The sequence below is a fragment of the Streptodolium elevatio genome, assembly GCF_040649515.1.
Classification (GTDB): Bacteria; Actinomycetota; Actinomycetes; order Streptomycetales; family Streptomycetaceae; genus Yinghuangia; species Yinghuangia elevatio.
Genome location: NZ_JBEZFP010000149.1, coordinates 1 through 22,221 on the forward strand (window position 1 = coordinate 1; position 22,221 = coordinate 22,221).

A 22,221-nucleotide genomic window follows, 5' to 3' on the forward strand; every position below is an offset into this window, starting at 1 on the left:
GCGAGCTGTGGGCCGCGGCGGCGTGTCTGCGCGACCCCGAAACCGACCGCACACCGCCCAAGACCGCCGAGATCAATCGCGCGGTCGTATCCACAGCACCCACCAACCGCAATAGGCTCGTTACATGACCAGGGAGTACCCGACCGGCTACATGTCGGCCCACGAAGCCCCGACGCCCCGACAGCTGGGCGTAGCCGGCCGGGTAAGTGATGAGGGGGTCGCATGACCGTCCAGCGCGTGATGGGCATCGAGACCGAATACGGGATCTCCGTGCCGGGACACCCCGGCGCCAATGCGATGCTGACGTCGTCTCAGGTCGTGAACGCGTACGCCGCTGCCATGCAGCGCGCCCGCCGCGCACGCTGGGACTTCGAGGAGGAGAACCCGCTGCGCGACGCCCGCGGCTTCGACCTCGCCCGTGAACTCGCCGACGCCAGCCAGCTCACCGACGAAGACGTCGGCCTCGCCAACGTCATCCTCACCAACGGCGCACGCCTCTACGTCGACCACGCGCACCCCGAGTACTCCGCCCCCGAGACCACCAACCCGCGCGACGCCGTCGTCTGGGACAAGGCCGGCGAACGCATCATGGCCGAGGCCGCGCGCCGGGCCGGCGAGGTCCCCGGCGGGCAGAACATCCTGCTCTACAAGAACAACACCGACAACAAGGGCGCGAGCTACGGCTGCCACGAGAACTACCTCATGCAGCGCGCCACGCCCTTCGCGGACATCGTCCGCCACCTGACCCCGTTCTTCGTCTCCCGCCAGGTCGTCTGCGGAGCCGGCCGCGTCGGCATCGGCCAGGACGGCTCGTCGCACGGCTTCCAGATCAGCCAGCGCGCCGACTACTTCGAGGTCGAGGTGGGCCTGGAGACCACCCTCAAGCGCCCCATCATCAACACCCGGGACGAACCCCACGCCGACGCCGAGAAGTACCGCCGACTGCACGTCATCATCGGCGACGCGAACCTCTCCGAGGTCTCCACGTACCTCAAGCTCGGCACCACGGCGCTCGTCCTGTCGATGATCGAGGACCGGTTCATCACCCACGACCTGACGGTGGATCAGCCGGTGCGCACGCTGCACCAGGTCTCGCACGACCCGACCCTCAAGCAGCTCATCACCCTGCGCGCCGGACGCACGCTCACCGCCGTGCAGCTCCAGATGGAATACCTGGAACTGGCCCGCAAATACGTCGAGGACCGCTTCGGCACCGACGTCGACGACACCACCGCCGACGTCCTCGCCCGGTGGGAATCCGTCCTTTCGCGCCTGGAGACCGACCCCATGTCGCTCTCCCGCGAATTGGACTGGGTGGCCAAACTCCAGATCCTCGAGGGCTACCGACAGCGTGACGGCCTCGACTGGGACGCGCCGCGCCTGCACCTCGTCGACCTCCAGTACGCCGACGTACGCCCCGACAAGGGCCTCTACAACCGGCTCGAAAACCGGTTCGAGCGCATCGCCACCGAGCCGGAGGTCCAGCGGGCCGCGCACCTGCCTCCCGAGGACACCCGGGCGTACTTCCGGGGCCGCTGCCTGGAACAGTACGCGGACGAGGTCGCGGCGGCCTCCTGGGACTCGGTGATCTTCGACGTGCCGGGCCACGACTCGCTGCAGCGCGTCCCCACGCTGGAGCCCCTCCGGGGCACGAAGGCGCACGTCAAGGACCTTCTGGACCGCTGCCGCACCGCCGAGGAACTGGTCGCCGCACTGACCGGCGGCTGATCGCCGCGGGCGCCGCGCGGTCAAGATCATCCGACGGGGTGAAAACCCGTGTTCGCGGTGAGGTGAACGCGTATGCGGATGGGTGAACCTGACCCGTGTGGGGGAAGAAGCGTGTGGAGGCGCCGGACCACCGAACGTGTCTTCGAAGGCGCGGACGGTGGTCCTCCGCTCCTCACGGCAGCCGGCCGTTCCTTCTACGCCACGGGACCACCCGCGCGTCCCGGCCTGGCAGGCAGTGTGACAAAAAGAATTCCGGTGATCGGGAACAACCGTGGGCCTACGCTTGTAGTGTCTGATCACCTGGCCTTCCGGGGCCGGTTGACCGGATCGACGGGTGGGCAGCGGTATCCCGCACGGGATCAGGATGAAAAGGTGGGGTGAGTCAAATGGCTACCAAGGACACCGGCGGACAGGCTCGCGCTAATAAGCGCTCGGAAGAGGTCGAAGAGAATTCGGTCGAAACCAACGAGGCTTCTGACCTGCAGGAACGCCAGGAAAAATTGACCGATGACGTCGACGCGGTGCTCGACGAAATCGACGAGGTGCTCGAGGAGAATGCCGAGGATTTCGTGCGTGGATTTGTTCAGAAGGGCGGAGAATGACCCAAATGTCCGATTTGCCCTCGAGCAAAAAGTGCTCGCGTTGCAAACGGCATTTGCCGCGTAATTCCTTCGCTTCGAATAAATCCATCGAGGATGGCCTGCAGTCTTATTGCCGGGAATGCGCTGCGAATTACTACGCCGAGCGGCGCAGGGCAAAAGGATTCACGGTCCGTCCGAAAGTGGAGGTGCCCCCTGGGCACAAGCGCTGCCCCGGGTGCGGCGTGGTCAAGCCGCACTCGGAGTGGCACATCCATCGGCGTAGTTCCGACGGCTTCGCGGCGCGCTGCAAGGCATGCCGCGCAGTCGAAGGGCGCGCCGGCCACCTGAAGCGTCAGTACGGCATCACCGAGCAGCGTTACCAGGAGATGGTCCGGCAGCAGGTGGGCCGTTGTGCAATCTGTCTCGTGGCGAAGGCCGAACACGTGGATCACGATCACGAAACAGGTAAGGTCCGAGCCGTACTCTGCTTCAACTGCAATGCAGCACTAGGGCACTTCAAGGACCGTCCCGATGCACTCCGTCGGGCCGCCGCCTACTTGGAAGGGATCGTGTGGAAGCCAACACGCGTGGCACCGGGCGTCTACCGGCTGCCTTCCTGACCCCCGGGTCGTCCTCGTTCACCGAGTTCCTGGACGCGTACCAGCCCGAGTTGCTGCCGTCGCGGCGATCCGTGCCGACGTCGCCGGTGACGGTGGAGGCGCCGCACGGAACGACCATCGTGGCGGCGACGTTCCCGGGCGGTGTCGTGATGGCCGGCGACCGCCGCGCCACGATGGGGAACCTCATCGCGCAGCGGGACATCGAGAAGGTGTTCCCCGCCGACGAGTACAGCTGTGTGGGGATCGCGGGAACGGCCGGGATCGCGGTCGAGATGGTTCGGCTGTTCCAGGTCGAGCTGGAGCACTACGAGAAGATCGAGGGCGCCACGATGTCCCTCGAGGGCAAGGCGAATCGACTGTCGCAGATGATCCGCGGCAACCTCGGCATGGCCATGCAGGGGCTTGCGGTGGTGCCGGTGTACGCCGGCTACGACCTCGACGCGGGCACCGGGCGCATTTACAGCTACGACATCACCGGTGGTCGCAGCGACGAGCAGGGCTTCACCTCGGTGGGCTCCGGTTCGCTGTTCGCGCGCGGCGCGCTGAAGAAGCTCTACCGCGACGACCTGTCCGCCGACGACGCGGTCACGGTCTGCGTGCAGGCGCTGTACGACGCGGCGGACGACGACTCGGCGACCGGCGGGCCGGACCTGTCCCGCAAGATCTACCCGATCGTGACGGTGGTGACCGACGAGGGCCTGACGCGGTGGACCGACGAGCAGGTCGGGGCTGTGGTGCAGACGATCGTCGGGGAGCGGCTGATCCGCCCCAACGGTCCGAACGCACCTTTGAACTAATGGTTTTGACGGCCCATCGGGTGGTCGGTGACTTCTTGATCCTCTACCGGCAAAGGACTCCACGGTGACGACGCCTTTCTATGTGTCGCCGCAGCAAGCCATGGCGGACCGGGCCGACTACGCCCGCAAGGGCATCGCCCGGGGCCGCAGCGTGGTCGTGCTGACGTACGCGGACGGCATCTTGTTCGTGGCGGAGAACCCGTCGCGCGCCCTGCACAAGATGAGTGAGATCTACGACCGCATCGCGTTCGCGGCGGTCGGCAAGTACAACGAGTTCGAGAACCTGCGGATCGGCGGTGTGCGGTACGCGGACATCCGCGGGTACTCGTACGCCCGCCACGACGTGACCGCGCGCGGCCTGGCGAACGTGTACGCGCAGACGCTCGGCACGATCTTCTCCAGCGGCGGCGAGAAGCCGTACGAGGTCGAGCTGATCGTCGCGGAGGTGGGCAGCACGCCCGCGGACGACCAGATCTACCGTCTGACGTACGACGGTTCGATCGCGGACGAGCGGCACTATGTGGCGATGGGCGGCAACGCCGACCAGATCACCGAGCAGTTGAAGCGCGCGCATCGCGAGGGGTTGCCGCTCGACGAGGCGCTGCGGGTCGCGGTCGACGTGCTGGCGCGCGACGGGAGCGGTGAGAAGCGGCAGGTGACCGCGGCGCAGCTCGAGGTCGCGGTGCTCGACCGCACGCGTTCGCAGCAGCGGAAGTTCAAGCGTGTGGCGGGCTCGCAGTTGGCCCGGCTGCTCGGCGAGGCGGCTCCGGCCGGGGGTTCGGGTGAGTCGGGGGCGGACGAGGCCGAGGCGACGGACGCGGCGGAGTCGACCGACGCGACGGACACCACCGAGACCGGTGGTTCGACGGGCTCGGGCGGCGGGAACGGCGGCTCGGGGTCGGGTGGTTCGGCGTCGAACGGCTCGTCGGCCGACGAGTAGCCGACGGGCTGGTCAGCTGGGCTGTGCAGTTGGGCTGGGCAACCGGCTGGGCAGCGAAGCCGGGCAGCCGAGCCGGCAATCGAGCAGGGCGATCGAGTAGGGCGGTGCCGCCCGGCGCAAGCCGGGGCGGCAGCGTGGACGCCACGGGCGCGCTCCCTTCGGGGAGCGCGCCCGTCCGCGTTTTCAGCGCCGGGCCGGGGGTGCGGTGGAGCCGCGCACGGTGAGTTCGGCGGCGAGGGAGGTGCTTTCGGGCCGTCGGCCGTCGAGGAGGTCGAGGAGCGCGGTCATGCCGGTCTCGCCGAGTTGGTGCGCGGGCAGGCGTACGGTCGTGAGTTCGGGTTCGAGGACGGTGGCGATGATGAGGTCGTCGAAGCCCGTGATGGAGATGTCCTCGGGGATGCGCAGGCCCTGTCGGCGGGCGGCCTTGTAGGCGCCCGCGGCGAGGACGTCGTCGTCGCAGACGAGTGCGGTGGGCGGTTCGGGGGTGTCGAGCAGTGTGAGCGCGGCCTCGGCGGCCTCGTGGACGCTGAACTCGGTGCGGGCGTGCGCGACGTGGACGGCTCCGCTGTCCCGCAGCGCGGCGCGGTAGGCGTTCTCGCGCGCGGTGAAGGTCCATCCGTCGATGTCGGGGACGAGGCGGGCGAAGCGCCGGTGGCCGAGGGCGAGCAGGTGGGTGACGAGCGCGTGCATGCCGGCCGCGACTTCCACGTTGACGGTGGGCGGGCCGGCTTCGGGTGCGCTGTCGAGCATGACGAGGGGGAGGCCCGGTCCGGGGCCGGTGCCGCCGAGGAGTTCGGAGAGGCTTTCGAGGGCCATGGATGAGGCCAGTACGCCGTCGAGTGCGGTGTGTGCGGCGGCGAACGGGCTGGCGAAGGGCGCCAGTTCGGTGCCGGCGCGGATGGGGGAGGGGTAGACGACGACGGAGAAGTCGCGGCGGGCGGCCGCTTCGGAGGCTCCGGTGTGCACGGCGCCGAAGAAGGGGTTGGTGAGCGCCGGGACGACGAGGAGGACTGTGCGGGTGGTGCCGAGGCGGAGGTGGCGGGCCGCCTGGTTGGGGCGGTAGCCGAGGGTGGCGCTGGCTTCGTGGACGGCTTGTACGGTGCGCTCGGAGACGCGGCCGTGCCATTTCCCGGCGTGCACCAGTGACACGGTGGACTGCGAGACGCCGGCGAGTTTGGCGACGTCCTTGCTGGTGGGGCGGGCGGCGGGGCGGTCCGTGGCAGGCGGTTCCGCCGGCGGGCCGGTGGGAGGCACGGTGACGGCGTTCCCTTCGTGCGAGCGAGGCCCGGTGGGGCGTCGATGGTCGTCGGCGGGAGTCGGCGGACTTCGGTCGGTGTCGGCGGTCGGAGCCTGGCCGGGTGGCGGTGTGCCGGGTGGCGGCGCGCCGACTCCGGGGAGCCAACTTTAGGCGTTGGGCGCGGGCGTATCCGGCAGGACTCGGCGGATACGGCTTGCCTGATTGCGGTGCCGCGGGTCAGACTGAGTGCTGAAGTCATACGTATGACCCGGCGGAGTCGCCCCCCGCATCCGAACGGACGGCACGCCGACACTCCGGACAACACCCGTTCGAACCCCGCTCACCCGACGATCCGACGACTCGACGACGACTGACGGCACCGGACCACGGCAACGGCCCGCGTCCGCGACGAAGCCCAGGAAACGGCGGCCCTGCCCATGCGCATTTACGCGGACCTCTTCCGCGCCCGGTACGCGGCCCGGCTGCTCGGGGGCACCCTGCTGGGCCGCCTGCCCAACGGCATGGGCGCCCTCGCGATCCTGCTGCTGGCGCGCGAGGACGGGGCCGGGTACGGCGTGGCGGGCACCCTCTCCGCGCTCTCCGGCCTCGCGACGGCCCTCGGGCAGCCGGCACTCGGCCGTTGGATGGACCGGCGCGGCCAGACGCGCGTTCTGGTCGGCGGTGCCTTCGTGTCGGCCGCGGGCTTCGCGGCCTTTGCCGTCGTCGGGGTGGATCCGCTGCCGCTGGCCATCCTGGCGGTCCTGGTCGCCGGGTTCGCGACGCCGCCGCTGGAGTCGGGCCTGCGGGCGCTGTGGCCCGCGGTGCTGCGCCCCGACCAGGTGCACGCCGCGTACGCGCTGGACGCCGCCGCGCAGGAGATCCTCTTCACCGCCGGCCCGCTGCTGGTCGTGCTGATCGCGGAGACGATGTCGGAGGCCGCGGCCGTGATGGCGACGGGCCTGCTCGGCATCCTCGGCACCCTCGTGGTCGCGACGTGTCCGCCGTCGCGCGCGTGGCGGCCGGAGTCGCACGCGCGCCATTGGGCGGGGCCGCTGCGTTCGTCCGGTCTGCGTGTGCTGTTCCTCTCGCTGACGCTGACCGGGACGGCGCTGGGCGTGCTGAGCGTGGCGGCGGTGGCGTACGCCGACGACCGCGACTCCGGCGTGTGGGCGGGCGTCCTGATGGCGGCCATGTCCACCGGCGCGTTCGTGGGCGGTGTGGTGCACGGCGCTCGGCAGTGGGCGCGTCCCGCGCGGGAGCGACTGCCGTGGCTCATGGCGTGTCTGACGGTGGGTTACCTGCCGCTCGTGTGGGCGCCGCAGCCGTGGCTGATGATCGTGCTGTCGGTGATCTCGGGTGTGTTCCTGGCGCCGGTGATCGCGTGCACGTTCACGCTGGTCGACGAACTGGCGCCGCCGGGCACCCTGACCGAGGCTTTCGCGTGGGTGGTGGCGGCCATGGGGACGGGCGCGGCGATCGGCACGGCGGCCGCCGGATTCGCCGGTGAAGTCGGCGGCGTTCGCGGTGCGTTCGCGGTCGCGGGCGTCGGCGCCGCGCTCGGGCTGGCGCTGTTGGTCGCGGGACGGGCGACGCTGCGCCCCCGCGAGATCGACTTCGCGGGAATCACCGCCCGCGAGTTGTCCCGGAACGGCACATCAGCGGCGTAATGTTGGTTCATGGACCGCCGAATCTTCGGGCTTGAGAACGAGTACGGCGTCACCTGCACGTTCCGCGGACAGCGCAGGCTGTCTCCGGACGAGGTGGCGCGGTACCTGTTTCGCAGAGTCGTCTCGTGGGGCCGAAGCAGCAACGTCTTCCTACGCAATGGGGCAAGGCTGTACCTGGATGTGGGCAGCCACCCCGAGTACGCAACGCCGGAGTGCGACTCCGTGCCCGAACTGGTCGTGCACGACAAAGCGGGTGAGCGCATCCTCGAGGGGCTTCTCGTCGACGCCGAGCGGCGTCTGCACGAGGAGGGCATCGCCGGTGACGTCTACCTGTTCAAGAACAACACCGACTCCGCGGGGAACTCGTACGGCTGCCACGAGAACTACCTGGTGGCGCGGCACGGCGAGTTCTCCCGGCTGGCGGACATCCTCATCCCGTTCCTGGTGACCCGTCAAATGCTGTGCGGTGCGGGCAAGGTGCTCCAGACGCCGCGCGGTGCCGTGTACTGCGTGAGTCAGCGGGCCGAGCACATCTGGGAGGGCGTCAGTTCGGCGACCACCCGGTCCCGCCCGATAATCAACACCCGCGACGAGCCGCACGCGGACGCCGAGCGGTATCGGCGCCTGCACGTGATCGTCGGCGACTCGAACATGGCCGAGCCGACGACGATGCTGAAGGTCGGCGCGACCGACCTGGTGCTGCGGATGATCGAAGCGGGCATGGTCATGCGTGACCTGACGCTGGAGAACCCGATCCGGGCAATCCGCGAGGTCAGCCACGACATGACGGGCCAGCGCAAGGTGCGCCTGGCCAACGGGCGCGAGGCGTCCGCGCTGGAGATCCAGCTGGAGTACCTGACGAAGGCGATGGACTTCGCCGACCGCCGGGGCATCCGCACGGGCACCGTGCAGCAGGTGCTGGATCTGTGGGAGCGCACGCTGACCGCGGTGCAGACCGGGAACCTGGACCTGGTCGGCCGGGAGATCGACTGGGTCATCAAGTACCAGCTGATCGAGCGGTACCGGGCGAAGCACAACCTGCCGATGGCGTCGCCGCGGGTCGCGCAGATCGACCTCGCGTACCACGACATCCACCGGCGGCGCGGGCTGTACTACCTGATGGAGCGGCGCGGGCAGGTCGAGCGGATCGGGCAGGACGTCAAGATCTTCGAGGCCAAGTCGGTGCCGCCGCAGACGACCCGGGCGCGGTTGCGCGGCGAGTTCATCAAGAAGGCGCAGGAGCAGCGGCGCGACTTCACGGTCGACTGGGTGCACCTGAAGCTGAACGACCAGGCGCAGCGCACGGTGTTGTGCAAGGACCCGTTCCGGGCGGTCGACGACCGGGTGGAGAAGCTGATCGCCAGCATGTGACGGCCGGTCGGAGGCGCGTACCGCACGGTGGTACGCGCCTCCGTCGCGTTCCGGTCGGGCGGGAGGTTACGGACCGGTACGGATCGGCAACAGGCTCCGGTCTTCACGCGATTCCGACCTGGGTTGCCCGTAGAGTGTCCGGGTCCTGTCGGCTCTTGCAGAGGATTACCGTGCGCCGTTTCGCCGCGCTGCTTCTTGTCCCCGCCCTGATGCTCGGTGCCGCGGCGTGCGGCGACGACTCGGGTGACAAGAACTCCAGTTCCAGCCCCAGCCCGTCGTCGACCAAGGAGGCCCGTTTCGCGGGCCTGAGCACCACCGGGGCCGCAACGGGCAATCCGGCGTACGGCCAGGCACCCGACATCAAGGTCCCGGACGTGCCGGCGCCCGCGGGGCTGCAGTCCCAGGTGCTGACCGAGGGCACGGGCCCGGTGGTGACCGGGCAGGACATGGTCAACGCCAACTACGAGGGTGTGGCGTGGAGCACCAAGAAGGTCTTCGACAGCTCCTTCGAGCGCGGTGAGCCGACCGAGTTCTACCTCGAAGCGGTCATCAAGGGCTGGACGCAGGGCCTGACCGGCAAGAAGGTCGGCAGCCGCGTTCTGCTGACCATCCCGGGCGACCTGGGCTACGGCGCCGCGGGCGGCGGCGAGGACATCAAGTCCAACGAGACGCTGGTGTTCGTCGTCGATATCGTGGGCACGCGCCCGGGCTTCGCCACCGGCGCGCCGGTGGCCCCGAACCCCGACCTGCCGACGGTGACGACGGACGGCAACAAGGTCACCAACCTGACGTTCCCGGCGGGCAAGGCCGCGCCGGCCGCCGTGGTGAACCAGAACCTGATCGAGGGCACCGGCGCGCCGGTCGCCGCGACCGACCAGGTGGAGATGCAGATCGTGCAGTGGCTGTGGGGCGCGCCCGCGGCGTACGGCTCGTCGTGGGCGGGCAGCGGCCCGCAGCCGCTCCAGCTCGGCGGGCAGGACCAGACGCAGCTGATGACGTCGCTGCAAGAGGGTGTGGTCGGCAAGAAGGTGGGCAGCCGAGTGATGCTGGTGCTGCCGCCGGACAAGGGCGTGGGTGCGGCGGGTGCCCCGGAGAAGGGCATCCCGGCGGGCTCGACGCTGGTGCTCGTGCTGGACATCGTGAAGTCCGGTCCGGCGCCCGCGACCTCCTGATGTCCGTCCGCCGCGCGCGGCCCGGGTTTTCCGGGCCGTTGCGGCGGGGCGAGCCGAACGGCGGTGCCGGGGCTGGAAGAGTGTCCGGCGGCGGTCGGCGAGGCGCAGTACCGGCGACCGGACCGGACAGCCGACGGCGTACGTCACCCGAGTGCGTCGCACCGGACATGCCACATCATGTCCGTCACACCATGTACCGAGGAGCGGGACCGCGATGAGCAAGAACGAGAAGCCCGAGATCGACTTCCCGGGCGGCGAGCCGCCGGCCGAGCTGGAGATCACGGACATCCTGGTCGGCGACGGTGAGGAGGCCAAGGCCGGCCACACCGTGCAGGCCGACTACGTCGGTGTCGCGTTTTCCACCGGCGAGGAGTTCGACGCGAGCTGGAACCGCGGTCAGCCGCTGGAGTTCCCGCTGGGCGCGGGCCGGGTCATCAAGGGCTGGGACCAGGGGATCGAGGGCATGCGGGTGGGCGGCCGGCGCAAGCTGGTCATCCCGCCGCACCTGGCGTACGGGCAGCAGAGCCCGAGCCCGCTGATCAAGCCGGGCGAGACGCTGATCTTCGTCGTGGACCTGCGCGGCGTGCGCTGACGCCGACTGCGTGAGTCGAGGGCGGTGCCTCCGGGAACGGGGCGCCGCCCTCGGTCGTCGGTGCCCCGATGCGGCCCGCGCGGCCGCGTGCCGGCGCTCCGCCGGGCTTCATCCGCCGGGCTTCAGGGGCTCGCGGGCGGGGGCAGCAGCGCGGCGGCGTGCCGTCCGGCGGCGGCCGAGGCGACGAAGTGCGCGTGGTCCTCGTCGAGGCCGCGGCCCATGGTCGACAGCTTGACGGGTGTGGTGCGCAGCGCCTCGTCGAGGCCGTCGACGGGCACCGTGACGACGCGGTGCCGGGCGCGCAAGGTGGCGACGTCGGCGGCGAGTTGTGAGGCGAGCGGTTCGTCGAGGTCGGGGACGACGACGTCGGCGGCGGCGAGGGCGACGCGGCCGTACGCGGTCAGGCTGTGGTGCGAGACGCCCTGGTGGCGTTCGCGGGGGTCGGCGTCGGAGATGCGCAGGGCGGCGACGGCCCGTCCGCCGAGGGCGGCCGCGGCGTTGACGGCCTCGCCGGCCGCGACGCCGGAGAAGCCCCAGCGCGTGTCCGTGCCGAGGTTGCCGGGCCCCTGGGTGACGACGGCGATGTCGGCGCGCAGCACCTGGCGGGCGGCGAGCAGGCCGGAGTGCACGGTGACGGCCTCCAGGTCACCGCCCATCGCCTGGCCGGTTGTCACGGTGCCGACGATCCAGTCCGCGTCGCGGAGGGCGGAGACGGTCATGGAGAACCACGCGGGGAGCGCGCCGCCGTCGGTCATGACGTACGCGATGCGCGCTTCGGGGCGCACGGCGCGCACGCCCGCACACACGGCGGGCAGCGCGGAGTGCAGGTCGGCGATGACGACGGGCATCGCGTCGAGGTCGTCGGCGTCGCGCAGGACGGCGTGGTGGGGCGAGTCCTGCTCGTCGACGCCCAGCACGACGGCCTGGAGGGGGGTGTAGCGGCCCTTGACGAGGTGTCCGGGGCCGCGCTCCGGGTCCGCGGGCAGCCGGTCGGGGATGGCGGTGACCAGGGCGTATCCGCCGGTGCCGAGGCCCATTGTCTGCGCGGTCGTGTTGAGCAGGACGGTGTCGCCGACCTCGGGGCGTCCGACAAGCTCGGGGTACGCCAGGGCGCGGAACTCCGGCGCGCCGCTTGCCCCGCCCGCCCCGCCGTCGGTGTCACCGTCGACCTGGCGCACCGTCAACTCGACGGCTCCGCGCCACTCGCGCCGTACCGCCAGAACCTCGCCCCGCCGCCACGTGATCACGGTGGGTGAGGTTAACGGACCGGCCGCCCCGACGGCGAGTCGCGGTGGTCGCCGCGACCGGGCGGACGCCGCACGCGCGGACGCGGTACGGTCGGGGCACAACGCGCCGCGCCTCCCCGAGGGAGTGTGCGCGGGCGTCGGATTCGGGTCAGTGAGCCAAGGGGCGGGAACGGATGGCGATCCCCAAGCAGGAGCGGTTGGTGAGCCTGGTCATGTGCCTGCTCGCCGCGCGCCGGTACGTCACGAAGGAGGAGCTGCGTACCTCGATCGAGTCGTACCGCCTGTGCACCTCCGACGAGGCGTTCGACCGGATGTTCGAGCGCGACAAGGACGATGTGCGCGAGCTCGGCTTCACGATCGAGACCGGTGCGAACGACCCGCTGGTGGAGTCCGCGGACGGGTACCGCATCCGCCCTGAGCACAACACGCTGCCGCCGGTCGACCTCGACCCCGAGGAGGCCGCGGCCCTCGCGCTGGCGGCCGGGGCATGGCAGCAGTCGTCGCTGTCGGGCGCGGCGACCGGGGCGCTGTACAAGCTGAAGGCGGCGGGGGTCGAGATCGACACCGCGCCGCTCACGTCGGTCGAACCGCGGGTGGCCGCACGGGAGTCCGCGTTCGGGCCGCTGTTGGAGGCGCTGCGCACGCGGCGGCCTGTGCAGTTCTCCTACCGGGCGTCGGGTGCCGCGGAGCCGCGGGTGCGCGTCGTCGAGCCGTGGGGGATGAGCTGCTGGCGGGGCCGGTGGTATCTGGTCGGGTGGGCGCGCGACCGCGAGGAGCAGCGGGTGTTCCGCCTGGAGCGGGTTCTCGACAAGCCGAAGCCACGCATCCTGCGCGAGCAACTGCGCGCTCCCGTACCGGAGAACGTGGACATTCGCGCGCAGGTGGCGCGGTTCGCGGGCGAGGGCGGCGAGGGCACCGCGCGGATCCGGCTGCGGTCGGGTGCGGGGTTCCCGCTGCGGGCCCGGGCGACGGCCGTGAAGCCGGTCGACGAGGCTTGGGACGAGCTGGAGTTGCCGTACGGGCACGGCCTGCACAACTGGCTCGCCGAGTTCGGCGCGGAGGTCGTCGTGGTGGACCCGCCGGACCTGCGTGCCGCCGTCATACGGCAGTTGCGGGCGGCGGCCGGGCTGCCGGCGGGCGCCGATGCGGTCAATGAGGGGGCGGCATGAGCAACGCACTGGACGACACGCGTCGGCTTCTCTCGCTCGTCGCGTACCTGCGCGAGCGTCCCGGCACGCGTCTTGAGGACGTGGCGCGCGCCTTCGGCCACGACATCGAGGCGATCGAGGCCGACCTCGGCACGCTGCACATGTGCGGCACCAGCTTCATGGCCGACGACCTGCTGGAGCCGCACGTCGACTCCGACGGCCGCGTGTGGCTCGACAACGCCGACGCTCCGGTGCGGCCGGTACGGCTGGCCCCGCACGAGGCGCTGAGCCTCCTGGTGGCGCTGCGCGCGCTGGCCGGCCTGTCCGGGCTGCGCGACCGCGACCGCGAGGCGCTGGGCCGCGTCACGGCGAAGCTGGAGGACGCGGCCGGAGAGGCCGCGCAGGTGGCGGCGCACGTGAGTGTGGAGTTCGAGGCCGAGGAGTCGTCGTTCGCGACGATGGACCGGGCGATCGCCGAGAAGCGGGTGCTGCGGCTGAGTTACTACGTGCCGCGCCGCGACCAGGTCACCGAGCGGGTCGTCGACCCGGTGCGGCTGCTGCTGGTGGAGGGCCGCCCGTACCTGCTGGCGTGGTGCCGTACCGCGGAGGACCGGCGGCTGTTCCGCCTGGACCGGGTGGTGGCGGCCGAGCTGCTGGACGAGGCGTCGGACCCGCCGACGGTGGCGCCGTTCGATCCGGACGAGGGCCTCGTGCAGCCGACGCCGGACGACGTCGAGGTGGTGCTCGAACTGGGGCCGGGCGGGCGCTGGGTGCGCGAGTACTACCCGTACGACGCCATTGCGGAACTCCCGGACGGCGGCCTGCGGTTGACGCTCCGTACCCCCGACACGTCGGTGGTGCGGCGGCTCGCGCTGCGCCTCGGCGGGCACGGCCGCGTGGTCGCCCCCGCCGAGCTGGCCGACGAGGTCCGCCGGACCGCGTCCGCCGCGCTCGCCGCGTACGCGGACGCCTGACGCGGAGCGGCCCCGTTGCGGGCCGCCCGTCCTGCACGTGTGTCAACCAAGGTGTGAACCCAAGGTCCGACCAGGTACGCCTCCGTGCGGGGCGTGCGGTAGACGTGAGGAGCGGCCGATGGCCACGTTCACGGCGCGCTGCCCGGTGTGCGGCAGGGTCGAGCTGACCGCCGATCAGCTGCGGCTCGTGGTGCGTCCGGGCAAGTCCTTCTACGTGTTCCGCTGCCCGGGCTGCGACGACTCGGTGCGTCGCCCGGCCGGCGAGAAGATCGTGGAGCTGCTGTCCGACGGCGGAGTCGCGTCGATGCAGGTGGCCCGGTGAGCGGCCGGATATGCGCGGCGGGCGCGCGCCGTTCGCGCGGCCAGGCCGTGCGCGGCTGCCGCGGTGGAGCGCTCACCCGGGGCCGCGGCATACGCCGGCCATATGCGGCGGACCGGTAGGGTCGGCGCATGCTGTTGTGGGTGCTGCTCGTCGCCGCGTTCCTGCTCGTGGCCGGAGGACTGGCCGTTTTGGGCCGACTGGCTTTCCGGTTGGCAGGTGACGTGCGTCACTTCGGACGCGCGGTCGGCGACGCGTCGGACCGCATCGGCCGTGCCGCGGCCGAGCTGGAGGAGGCCCGGGCGACGTTGCATTGACAGGTCGGGTCGACAGCTTGCACGGTCGTTCCTTGAACGCTTGGCGAATTGCGGGTTCCTAAAGCGCCCGACGTTCGCCACGATTGCGTTGCACGGCCGTAACACTGATCGGCGTACGATCGGACCCATCAACCCCCCGGTTATGAGGTAGCAACTATGTTCGGCAGGCTTGGACCCACCGAGATCATCCTGATCCTGGTCATCGTCGTGCTCCTGTTCGGTGCCAAGAAGCTGCCGGACACCGCTCGGGCGCTCGGCCGCTCGATGCGCATCCTCAAGAGCGAGACCAAGGCCATGAAGACCGACGACGCCGAGGCGGAGGCCGCCGCGAAGTCGAACGCCCCCGAGGCGCCGCGCACCATCCAGGCCGCTCCCGGCGACGTGTCGCAGTCCCGCCCCGTGGGCGAGCCCGACGCGAACCGTCGCTGACCCCCTGCCCCCCGGAGTCGGCCCCTCAAGGTGAGCGAACGCAGAGGGCTCTGGCGCAAGCCTGCCCGCCCACCCAAGAACGACGAGGGGCGTATGCCCCTCATGGACCACCTGCGCGAACTGCGCAACAGGCTGGTCAAGGCGCTGCTGGCCGTCATGCTGGTCACCATCGTGGCGGCGTTCTACTACAAGGACGTCGCCAAGTTCCTCGTGGATCCGGTCTGTGACCTGGACAACGTCAGCGGTGTCGGCAACAACCAGCAGTGCGGCGAAGGCGTGCTCGTGCAGTCGGGTGTGCTCAGCCCGTTCTCGATCATGCTGAAGGTGTCGCTCACCACCGGCGTGGTCGTGGCCGCGCCCGTCTGGCTGTACCAGCTTTGGGCGTTCCTCGCGCCGGGCCTGCACAAGCACGAGAAGCGCTACGCGATCTCGTTCGTGGCGATCGGCGCTCCGCTGTTCGCGGCGGGCGCCTGGTTCTCGTACACGATCCTGCCGCACGCGCTCGACGCGCTGCTGGGCTTCACGATCAGCGACGCGAACAACCAGATCCAGTTGGACGAGTACCTGGACTTCGTCCTGCGCATGGTCATCGTCTTCGGCCTGGCGTGCGAACTGCCGCTGATACTCATCCTGATGAACGTCGCCGGGCTGGTCAGCGCGCGGCAGTTGGTCGGGTGGTGGCGCTGGGTCGTCATGGGCATCTTCGTCTTCGGTGCGGTGGCGACGCCGACCACCGACCCGCTGACGATGTGTCTGCTGGCAGTGCCGATCACGGTGTTGTACGTGCTCGCGGTGCTGTTCGCGTGGATCAACGACAAACGCCGCGGACGCAGCCGCAAGGAGACGCTGGGCGGCGACGTGGACGACGACGAGGCGTCCGCGCTGGACCTGACGCCGTCGCGGATCGAGCAGGCCCCGCCCGCGCCGCGCAACGGCGACGGCAGCGAGCAGCCCGTGGTCCACGCCGACGACATAACGTGACCGGTCCGCGCTCTCCCGGCCCCTGACCTGCCCGGATGACACGCCCTGCACTACTGTGCCCGGCGTGTCCCGTGAGATCGCACTCTTCGTCAATCCCGCCGCAGGCCTGGGCCGTGCCGAGCGCGCCGCCGCTCCGGTCGCCGCCCGCCTGCGCGCCGCGGGCCGTACCGTTCGGGAGATCCGCGTACCGGCGCCCGCCGACGCGCTGGAGCGGCTGCGGGCCGAGGTGCGGCGCGGCGTCGGCGCGGTGGTGGCGCTGGGCGGCGACGGGACGTTCTCGCTCGCGCTCCAGGCGGTCGCCGACACCGGTGTGCCGCTCGGCGTCGTCGCGATCGGCTCGGGCAACGACTTCGCGCGGTCGGTGGGACTCCCGGTGGGCGATGTCGACGCCGCGCTGGCGGTGGTCCTCGACGGGCACACCCGGGACCTGGACCTGGGCAAGGCGGGCGAGCGCTGGTTCGGGACGGTGATCGCGTCGGGGTTCGACTCGCGCGTCAACGAGCGGGCGAACGCGATGCGCTGGCCGCGCGGGCGCATGCGCTACAACCGGGCGGTGGTCGCGGAACTGCCGGCGCTGCGGGCGATTCCGTACGAGATCGAGCTGGACGGCAAGACCCTCGAGGTCGAGGCGATGCTCGTCGCGGTGGGCAACGGCACCTCCTACGGCGGCGGGATGAAGATCTGCCCCGGCGCCGACATGACCGACGGCCGGTTCCAGGTGACGGTGGTCGAGGAGTGCGGGCGGCTGGAGTTGCTGCGGGTGCTGCCGCGGGCGTACAGCGGCGGGCACGTGCGGCACCCGAAGGTGACGACGTACGAGGCCTCCGTCGTGTCGCTGGCCGCACCCCGGGTGAGTGCGTGGGCGGACGGCGAGCGGATCTCGGCGCTGCCGGTGACCGCGCGTACCGTGCCCGGCGCGCTGCGGCTGCTGGTCCCGCGGGACGGCGCCGGCGACGTGCCGCGGTGACGTGCTGCGGTGACGCACTGCGTGGGGTGCCGCGGTGACGCGCCGCGCGACGCGCCGCATGACGTGCCGGGGCGCCGGCCGCGTGACGTGTCCGGGGGGTGGCCGCGCGCCGCGATAAACGTGATCACATCCGAGGACGCCGCCCGGTAACCTGCTCGGTGAGATGCCTCTCGATCCTTCCCGCGGCGACCGCCGCGATCCCCGAGTCCTGAACAGCGCGCGACCGAAAAGCGGGTGGTCCGAATGACCGACCAGACCCCCGAGCCGTCGCCGGCCGAGCGCTTCGCGGCCGCCCGCGTGCGCCAGGCCGAGGAGCGCACCAGCCTCCACGCCTTCCGCGGCGAGTACGAGTTCGGGCTCGACCCGTTCCAGGAGGAGGCGTGCCGCGCGCTGGAGGCCGGGCGCGGCGTCCTGGTGGCCGCCCCGACCGGCTCCGGCAAGACGGTGGTCGGCGAGTTCGCCGTGCACCTGGCCCTGGAGCGGGGCCGCAAGTGCTTCTACACGACGCCCATCAAGGCGCTGTCGAACCAGAAGTACGCCGACCTGGTCAAGCGCTACGGCGCCGACAAGGTCGGTCTGCTGACCGGCGACAACTCGGTCAACGGCGACGCGCCGGTCGTCGTGATGACGACCGAGGTGCTGCGCAACATGCTGTACGCCTCCTCGCGCACCCTCGACGGCCTCGGCTACGTGGTCATGGACGAGGTGCACTACCTGTCCGACCGCTTCCGCGGCGCGGTGTGGGAGGAAGTGATCATCCACCTGCCGCAGTCGGTCACGCTGGTGTCGTTGTCCGCGACGGTCTCCAACGCCGAGGAGTTCGGCGACTGGCTCGGCACCGTGCGCGGCGACACCGAGGTCGTGGTGTCCGAGCACCGGCCCGTGCCGCTGTGGCAGCACGTGATGGCCGGGAACCGGGTCTACGACCTGTTCACGGACGAGAACCACCACGAGGTGAACCCGGACCTGACACGGCTCGCGCGGGAGACGAACGAGCGCAGCGGGCGTCCGTACGACCGCTACCGCAAGTCGCGCGGCCGCGACGACAACACCCGGGCGCGCCGCGTGTGGACGCCGAGCCGTGTCGACGTGATCGAGAAGCTCGACGCGCAGGGGCTGCTGCCCGCGATCACGTTCATCTTCAGCCGGGCCGGCTGCGCGGCGGCCGTGCAGCAGTGCCTGCACGCGGGGCTGCGGCTCAACACGCAGGCCGAGCGGCAGCAGGTCAAGTCGATCGTGGAGTCGCGCACCGGGCACATTCCGGACGAAGACCTCCAGGTGCTGGGCTACTTCGAGTGGCTGGAGGCGCTGCAGCGCGGCATCGCGGCGCACCACGCGGGCATGCTGCCGACCTTCAAGGAGGTCGTCGAGGAGCTGTTCGTACGCGGCCTGGTGAAGGCGGTGTTCGCCACCGAGACACTGGCCCTGGGCATCAACATGCCGGCCCGGTCCGTGGTGCTGGAGAAGCTGGTCAAGTGGAACGGCGAGACGCACGCGGACCTGACGGCGGGGGAGTACACCCAGCTGACCGGGCGCGCGGGGCGGCGCGGCATCGACGTCGAGGGCCACGCGGTGGTGCTGTGGCACCAGGGCTTTGACCCCAAGCACCTTGCGGGGCTGGCGGGGACGCGGACGTATCCGCTGCGGTCGTCGTTCCGGCCGTCGTACAACATGGCGGTCAACCTGGTGGGGCAGGTCGGGCGGCACCGGTCGCGCGAGCTGCTGGAGACGTCGTTCGCGCAGTTCCAGGCGGACCGCTCGGTCGTCGGCATCGCCAAGCAGGTGCACCGCAACGAGGAGGGCCTTGCGGGCTACCGCGAGGCGATGACGTGCCACCTCGGCGACTTCGAGGAGTACGGCGCGCTGCGCAGGGCGCTGAAGGACCGCGAGACGCACTTGGCCCGCGAGGGCGCGCAGCAGCGGCGGGCCGCCGCGGCGGCGTCGCTGGAGAAGCTGCGGCCCGGAGACGTGATCGTGGTCCCGACCGGGAAGTACGCGGGCCTCGCCGTGGTCCTCGACCCCGGCCTCGACGAAGGGCACGACGGGCCGCGACCGTTCGTGCTGACCGCGGACCGGCAGGCGCGGCGCCTCGCGTCGATCGACTTCCCGACGCCGGTCTCGCCGGTGGAGCGCATGCGCATCCCGCGCTCGTTCAACGCCCGCAACCCGCAGTCGCGCCGCGACCTGGCGTCGGCGCTGCGCACCAAGGCCGGGCACATCGAGCCGTCGCGGCCGCGGCGGGGGCGCGCGGCGGCCGCCGACGACCCGGAGATCACCCGGCTGCGGGCGGCGATCCGGCAGCACCCGTGCCACGGCTGCGACGACCGCGAGGACCACGCGCGCTGGGCGGAGCGCTACTACCGGCTGCTGCGCGACACCGAGCAGCTGGAGCGGCGCATGAAGGGCCGCACCCACACGATCGCGCGTACCTTCGACCGGGTCTGCGCGATGCTGACCGACCTCGGCTACCTGTCCGGTGACACGGTGACCGACGACGGCCGCAGGCTCGCCCGCATCTACGCCGAACTCGACCTGCTCACCGCGGAATGCCTGCGCGAGGGCCTGTGGAACGACCTCACGCCCGCCGAACTGGCGGCGTGCGCCTCGGCCCTGGTCTTCGAGGCACGTATGCCGGACGACGCGCTGGCGCCGAAACTGCCGGGCGGTGCGGCGAAGTCCGCGCTGGCCGAAATGGTGCGGCTCTGGGGGCACCTCGACGCCCTGGAGGAGCGCCACCACCTCGACTTCCTGCGCGAGCCGGACCTCGGCTTCGCCTGGACCGCGTACAACTGGGCCTCGGGGCGGCGGCTGGACGCGGTACTCGGCGAATCCGACATGCCGGCGGGCGACTTCGTACGGTGGATGAAGCAACTTGTCGATGTCCTGGGCCAGATCGCGGATGCCGCACCCGAGAACAGCGGCGTCCGCACCACCGCCCGCAAGGCAGTCGAAGCGGTACGCCGCGGCGTCGTCGCCTACTCGTCCGTGAACTGACGCCCCCAGCGCGGCAGCCGAGGCGCCACCGGAGCGCCGACGTCACGCCACCGCGGGGCGTCGTCGTCGGGGACCCCCGGGGACGCGAAATGGAAGGGCACGCCCAGATGGTCGGCCAGCGCCCGGCCGGCCGCGGCGGCGGGCCCGGCGGGCGAGGGCACGTCCCGGCGCTGGTAAACGATCGCCAGGCCGCGCTCCTCGGACGGGTCGTCGAGGACGGCGAGCAGGACGACGAACCAGTCGTGGACAGTGTCGCCGTCCCACACCGCTTCGACCGCGACAACCCGCCCCGCGAAGGGCACGGCACGGGCGGCCAGCGACGGCAGGTCCAGTGGGTCCGCGGGCCTCGACCGCACCCGGCCGCCCAATGCGGCGTAGCGGGCGTTCACCGTCGCCATCGCCGCATGCAGGCTCGCGCCAGAGGCGCGCAGGGCGTCCCACACGGTCCGCACCGCCGTCAGTCGACGGTCGCGCAGGACGTCCGCATCGACGGCTTCGCGGGTCCGCTGGTCGAGAAGCCCCCAACTGTCGTCGGCCGTCCGTCGGTCCGGTGCGACCCGCCCGTTTGCCGCGTCATCCGCCATGCGTCGAACCTAGTTGCGGTCGGTCGCGTGGTGCGGCAATTTTTCGCTCCTGCCGCGGGCTCCGGGGCAGGGGATGTCGACGGCCGGGGCCACCGGCCGCTAGCCGGAGGCTGCCGCCAGGACGGCTGCGGTGACGCTCATGGCGAGCGGCGGGACCAGCCACCATGCGGTCGGCAACCTGCGGTGGCCGGGCCATGCCACGATGACCGCCGACAGGGCGCTCGCCGCGATCGTGCACACGCAGGCCGCGCCGATGCTCGCGTACGCGCCGTCGTCCCAGGGACCGGCCGGGCGGACGGCGAATGCCGTGTACAGGCAGGCTGCCGCGAACAGTTGCAGCAGCGCCGCCGGGACACCGACGATCCACCGCACCGCCCGCGCGTCCTCGGGAGGGATCGACTCCGGCACCGGCGGCGTCCCTACCACTGGCCGGGCTGGTAGTCCCCCGCGGGCTGGCGGGTGATCAGGTTCATGCGGTTGTAGGCGTTGATCAGCGCGATCAGCGAGACCAGGGCGGCGAGTTGGTCCTCGTCGTAGTGTTTGGCGGCGTTCTCCCAGGCCTCGTCGGTGACGCCGCCCGCGGCGTCCGCGGTGCGGGTGCCCTGCTCGGTCAGCTCCAGTGCGGCCCGCTCCGCGTCGGTGAAGACCGTGGCCTCGCGCCAGGCCGCGACGAGGTTCAGGCGCGGCCAGGACTCGCCTGCGTGCGCGGCGTCCTTGGCGTGCATGTCGGTGCACATGCCGCAGCCGTTGATCTGGCTGGCCCGGAGCTTCACCAGTTCCTGCGTGGCCATCGGCAGCGTGGAGTCGGAGAGGACCTTGCCCGCCGAGTTGATGTACCGAGCGAACTTCGAGGCGACGGGGTTTCCGTAGTAATTGATGCGGGCTTCCATGGTGCTCTCCTCGCGTGGTGTTCGGTGTGTTCTCGAAGCACTGACGGAGGCGGGCAGGCGGACGTGACAGGTCGACGAAAAAAATGATCAGGGGGATCTGCCGGCCCCGGACCCCGGCACGCCCCGCGGCGGGCGCGTGCGGGCCACCTGCTATTTGCGGCAGATGGTGAGGTTCGGGGCTCCGGTCGGGCCGAACTGTCGGCAAGTCGGCGCGGGGTTCGGGCGGTTGGGTGCCGGCGGCCGCGACGGCAGGGTGAGCGTCACGTTCTCGCAGCGGGGGACCCCGACGCGTCCGGCCGGCTGCCCGGAGCACTCGACGCGCACGACGCCGTTGTCCACAACGATGCGCGTCGGCTCGACGATGATCGTCGGCCTCGGCCGCGGCGTCTTCGGCGGCGTGGGCTTGGGCGGCTTCGGCGGCGGAGTCGCCTTGGGGGGCGGCGCCGGTGCCGCGGGGGGAGGCGGCGTCGGGCTTGGCTGCGGAGGCGTCGGCGTGGGCTTGGGCGGCGGGGCCTTGGGAGGCTGCGGCTTCGGCGGCGGAGGGGGCGTCGGCGGAACCGGCGTCGGCTGTACGGGCGCTGGAGTGGCGCGTCAGCGCGGGGCTCGGCACCGTCTACAGCTGGACGATCGTGCACCGCCCGGTGACGCCGAGCTTCACCACGCCGT

At 71.3% G+C, this 22,221-nt stretch carries 22 protein-coding genes and 1 pseudogene; 18 read left to right on the plus strand and 5 right to left on the minus strand.

All coding sequences use genetic code 11. The features are described 5' to 3' along the window. Positions 1-222: 222 nt before the first annotated feature. The 5 genes from dop to prcA all read left to right on the plus strand — a co-directional run bounded on the left by dop (position 223) and on the right by prcA (position 4,666). The gene (gene dop, locus AB0C36_RS36485; protein ID WP_358362795.1) at positions 223-1,728 is read left to right on the plus strand and encodes a depupylase/deamidase Dop; all 1,506 of its coding nucleotides are present in this window, start codon (positions 223-225) and stop codon (positions 1,726-1,728) included. Positions 1,729-2,114: 386 nt separating this feature from the next. Continuing rightward, the gene (locus AB0C36_RS36490) at positions 2,115-2,330 is read left to right on the plus strand and encodes a ubiquitin-like protein Pup (protein ID WP_358362797.1); all 216 of its coding nucleotides are present in this window, start codon (positions 2,115-2,117) and stop codon (positions 2,328-2,330) included. Between the two features lie 5 nt (positions 2,331-2,335). After that, positions 2,336-2,929, plus strand: coding sequence for an endonuclease VII domain-containing protein (locus AB0C36_RS36495; RefSeq protein ID WP_358362798.1), 594 nt, complete (start codon positions 2,336-2,338; stop codon positions 2,927-2,929). Then, a complete protein-coding gene (gene prcB, locus AB0C36_RS36500; protein ID WP_358362800.1) occupies positions 2,881-3,726 on the plus strand; it encodes a proteasome subunit beta in 846 nt (281 codons plus the stop codon). The genes AB0C36_RS36495 and prcB overlap by 49 nt, the downstream gene beginning before the upstream one ends. A 64-nt stretch (positions 3,727-3,790) precedes the next feature. Then, positions 3,791-4,666 carry a proteasome subunit alpha gene (gene prcA / locus AB0C36_RS36505; RefSeq protein WP_358362801.1) on the plus strand — a complete coding sequence of 292 codons (876 nt, stop codon included), beginning with the start codon at positions 3,791-3,793 and terminating at the stop codon, positions 4,664-4,666. 183 nt (positions 4,667-4,849) lie between these two features. Here prcA and AB0C36_RS36510 read toward each other — a convergent pair whose 3' ends face one another. Next, positions 4,850-5,920 (minus strand): LacI family DNA-binding transcriptional regulator, encoded by a 1,071-nt coding sequence (locus tag AB0C36_RS36510; protein ID WP_358362803.1) that lies wholly within the window; start codon positions 5,918-5,920, stop codon positions 4,850-4,852. Positions 5,921-6,340: 420 nt separating this feature from the next. Between AB0C36_RS36510 and AB0C36_RS36515 the strand changes: the two genes are divergently transcribed. The 4 genes from AB0C36_RS36515 (at position 6,341) to AB0C36_RS36530 (ending at position 10,705) form a co-directional block, all read left to right on the plus strand. Beyond that, positions 6,341-7,570, plus strand: a complete 1,230-nt coding sequence (locus tag AB0C36_RS36515; RefSeq protein WP_358362805.1) for an MFS transporter — start codon at positions 6,341-6,343, stop codon at positions 7,568-7,570. Between the two features lie 9 nt (positions 7,571-7,579). After that, complete coding sequence (gene pafA, locus AB0C36_RS36520) at positions 7,580-8,941, plus strand: Pup--protein ligase (RefSeq protein WP_281468557.1); 1,362 nt, start codon at positions 7,580-7,582, stop codon at positions 8,939-8,941. A 170-nt stretch (positions 8,942-9,111) separates the two neighbouring features. Next, positions 9,112-10,113: an FKBP-type peptidyl-prolyl cis-trans isomerase gene (locus AB0C36_RS36525; protein ID WP_358362807.1), complete on the plus strand. Its 1,002-nt coding sequence runs from the start codon at positions 9,112-9,114 to the stop codon at positions 10,111-10,113. A gap of 214 nt (positions 10,114-10,327) precedes the next feature. Next, positions 10,328-10,705, plus strand: coding sequence for an FKBP-type peptidyl-prolyl cis-trans isomerase (locus AB0C36_RS36530; protein WP_358362808.1), 378 nt, complete (start codon positions 10,328-10,330; stop codon positions 10,703-10,705). A 122-nt stretch (positions 10,706-10,827) separates the two neighbouring features. Here the strand turns inward: AB0C36_RS36530 and AB0C36_RS36535 are convergent, their stop codons facing one another. Next, complete coding sequence (locus AB0C36_RS36535; protein WP_358362809.1) at positions 10,828-11,952, minus strand: DUF3866 family protein; 1,125 nt, start codon at positions 11,950-11,952, stop codon at positions 10,828-10,830. Positions 11,953-12,125: 173 nt separating this feature from the next. Between AB0C36_RS36535 and AB0C36_RS36540 the strand changes: the two genes are divergently transcribed. From AB0C36_RS36540 to AB0C36_RS36575, 8 genes are all read left to right on the plus strand, one after another. Next, entirely contained in the window at positions 12,126-13,121 is a 996-nt protein-coding gene (locus tag AB0C36_RS36540) for a helix-turn-helix transcriptional regulator (protein ID WP_358362811.1), read from the plus strand. Beyond that, on the plus strand, positions 13,118-14,074 hold the full coding sequence (locus tag AB0C36_RS36545; protein WP_358362813.1) for a helix-turn-helix transcriptional regulator: 957 nt from the start codon (positions 13,118-13,120) through the stop codon (positions 14,072-14,074). The genes AB0C36_RS36540 and AB0C36_RS36545 overlap by 4 nt, the downstream gene beginning before the upstream one ends. Before the next feature lie 118 nt (positions 14,075-14,192). After that, positions 14,193-14,396, plus strand: coding sequence for a hypothetical protein (locus AB0C36_RS36550; RefSeq protein ID WP_358362814.1), 204 nt, complete (start codon positions 14,193-14,195; stop codon positions 14,394-14,396). A gap of 128 nt (positions 14,397-14,524) precedes the next feature. After that, positions 14,525-14,710 (plus strand): hypothetical protein, encoded by a 186-nt coding sequence (locus AB0C36_RS36555; protein ID WP_358362815.1) that lies wholly within the window; start codon positions 14,525-14,527, stop codon positions 14,708-14,710. Positions 14,711-14,866: 156 nt separating this feature from the next. Next, entirely contained in the window at positions 14,867-15,139 is a 273-nt protein-coding gene (gene tatA, locus AB0C36_RS36560) for a Sec-independent protein translocase subunit TatA (protein ID WP_358362817.1), read from the plus strand. Between the two features lie 93 nt (positions 15,140-15,232). Further along, on the plus strand, positions 15,233-16,120 hold the full coding sequence (tatC, locus tag AB0C36_RS36565; protein ID WP_358362819.1) for a twin-arginine translocase subunit TatC: 888 nt from the start codon (positions 15,233-15,235) through the stop codon (positions 16,118-16,120). A gap of 64 nt (positions 16,121-16,184) precedes the next feature. Beyond that, the gene (locus AB0C36_RS36570; RefSeq protein ID WP_358362821.1) at positions 16,185-17,087 is read left to right on the plus strand and encodes a diacylglycerol kinase; all 903 of its coding nucleotides are present in this window, start codon (positions 16,185-16,187) and stop codon (positions 17,085-17,087) included. Positions 17,088-17,330: 243 nt separating this feature from the next. Beyond that, entirely contained in the window at positions 17,331-20,081 is a 2,751-nt protein-coding gene (locus AB0C36_RS36575) for a DEAD/DEAH box helicase (protein WP_358362822.1), read from the plus strand. On the opposite strand, the gene AB0C36_RS36580 is transcribed toward AB0C36_RS36575, so the two are convergent. The 3 genes from AB0C36_RS36580 to AB0C36_RS36590 form a co-directional block, all read right to left on the minus strand. Continuing rightward, positions 20,063-20,665 carry a hypothetical protein gene (locus AB0C36_RS36580; RefSeq protein ID WP_358362823.1) on the minus strand — a complete coding sequence of 201 codons (603 nt, stop codon included), beginning with the start codon at positions 20,663-20,665 and terminating at the stop codon, positions 20,063-20,065. The genes AB0C36_RS36575 and AB0C36_RS36580 overlap by 19 nt on opposite strands. A gap of 99 nt (positions 20,666-20,764) precedes the next feature. Continuing rightward, positions 20,765-21,073, minus strand: a complete 309-nt coding sequence (locus tag AB0C36_RS36585; RefSeq protein WP_358362825.1) for a hypothetical protein — start codon at positions 21,071-21,073, stop codon at positions 20,765-20,767. A gap of 11 nt (positions 21,074-21,084) precedes the next feature. Further along, positions 21,085-21,555, minus strand: coding sequence for a carboxymuconolactone decarboxylase family protein (locus tag AB0C36_RS36590; protein WP_358362826.1), 471 nt, complete (start codon positions 21,553-21,555; stop codon positions 21,085-21,087). A 473-nt stretch (positions 21,556-22,028) separates the two neighbouring features. Between AB0C36_RS36590 and AB0C36_RS36595 the strand changes: the two are divergent. Continuing rightward, positions 22,029-22,221, plus strand: a pseudogene (locus tag AB0C36_RS36595) (hypothetical protein); the annotation flags it as partial.

Excerpts from the sequence above, each read along its gene's own strand:
- AB0C36_RS36530 (WP_358362808.1), top strand. The coding sequence starts at position 10,328 with ATGAGCAAGAACGAGAAGCCCGAGATCGACTTCCCGGGCGGCGAGCCG.
- tatC (WP_358362819.1), top strand. The coding sequence starts at position 15,233 with ATGCCCCTCATGGACCACCTGCGCGAACTGCGCAACAGGCTGGTCAAG.
- pafA (WP_281468557.1), top strand. The coding sequence starts at position 7,580 with ATGGACCGCCGAATCTTCGGGCTTGAGAACGAGTACGGCGTCACCTGC.
- AB0C36_RS36555 (WP_358362815.1), top strand. The coding sequence starts at position 14,525 with ATGCTGTTGTGGGTGCTGCTCGTCGCCGCGTTCCTGCTCGTGGCCGGA.
- AB0C36_RS36490 (WP_358362797.1), top strand. The coding sequence starts at position 2,115 with ATGGCTACCAAGGACACCGGCGGACAGGCTCGCGCTAATAAGCGCTCG.
- AB0C36_RS36495 (WP_358362798.1), top strand. The coding sequence starts at position 2,336 with ATGTCCGATTTGCCCTCGAGCAAAAAGTGCTCGCGTTGCAAACGGCAT.
- AB0C36_RS36540 (WP_358362811.1), top strand. The coding sequence starts at position 12,126 with ATGGCGATCCCCAAGCAGGAGCGGTTGGTGAGCCTGGTCATGTGCCTG.
- AB0C36_RS36580 (WP_358362823.1), bottom strand. The coding sequence starts at position 20,665 with ATGGCGGATGACGCGGCAAACGGGCGGGTCGCACCGGACCGACGGACG.
- AB0C36_RS36590 (WP_358362826.1), bottom strand. The coding sequence starts at position 21,555 with ATGGAAGCCCGCATCAATTACTACGGAAACCCCGTCGCCTCGAAGTTC.
- tatA (WP_358362817.1), top strand. The coding sequence starts at position 14,867 with ATGTTCGGCAGGCTTGGACCCACCGAGATCATCCTGATCCTGGTCATC.
- AB0C36_RS36515 (WP_358362805.1), top strand. The coding sequence starts at position 6,341 with ATGCGCATTTACGCGGACCTCTTCCGCGCCCGGTACGCGGCCCGGCTG.
- AB0C36_RS36575 (WP_358362822.1), top strand. The coding sequence starts at position 17,331 with ATGACCGACCAGACCCCCGAGCCGTCGCCGGCCGAGCGCTTCGCGGCC.
- dop (WP_358362795.1), top strand. The coding sequence starts at position 223 with ATGACCGTCCAGCGCGTGATGGGCATCGAGACCGAATACGGGATCTCC.
- AB0C36_RS36550 (WP_358362814.1), top strand. The coding sequence starts at position 14,193 with ATGGCCACGTTCACGGCGCGCTGCCCGGTGTGCGGCAGGGTCGAGCTG.
- AB0C36_RS36545 (WP_358362813.1), top strand. The coding sequence starts at position 13,118 with ATGAGCAACGCACTGGACGACACGCGTCGGCTTCTCTCGCTCGTCGCG.